Source organism: Mycobacterium simiae (assembly GCF_008370645.1).
GTDB lineage: Bacteria > Actinomycetota > Actinomycetes > Mycobacteriales > Mycobacteriaceae > Mycobacterium > Mycobacterium simiae_A.
This window is the reverse complement of sequence record NZ_VTZN01000590.1, coordinates 1-335: the sequence shown is the minus strand read 5'-3', so window position 1 is coordinate 335 and position 335 is coordinate 1. Positions and strand designations below refer to the sequence as shown.

Genomic DNA, 335 nt, shown 5'->3' with positions numbered 1-335 from the left:
GATTCGACACCAGCGGGCTGCGCAGCATCCCCCGAACCCTGGTCCCGCCACCCTGCACACCGCAGCTGCAAGGATTTGCCACTTTAGCGTCGGGTAGGCGCAGCGAATAAGCCGTCGAGGATTTGGGAGTAAGTGAGCAAAGGAGGCTGTGATGGCTAGTTTCTTGATGTTGCCGCCGGAGGTCAATTCGGCACGGCTATTCTGCGGTGCCGGTTCGGCTCCCATGTTGAGGGCAGCTCGGGCCTGGAATGGGTTGGCCGACGAGTTGGCCAGCGCGGCATCGTCGTTCGCGTCGATTACGTCGGATTTGGCGAGTCAGGCGTGGCAGGGTCCGG

General features: G+C 62.4%; 1 protein-coding gene. It reads left to right on the top strand.

Features of this window, described 5'->3' with window-relative positions; translation table 11 throughout:
• Positions 1-151 precede the first annotated feature (151 nt).
• Positions 152-335 (top strand): PPE domain-containing protein (locus tag F0Q45_RS27025; RefSeq protein ID WP_149656700.1); only part of this gene is annotated, 184 nt, incomplete at its 3' end.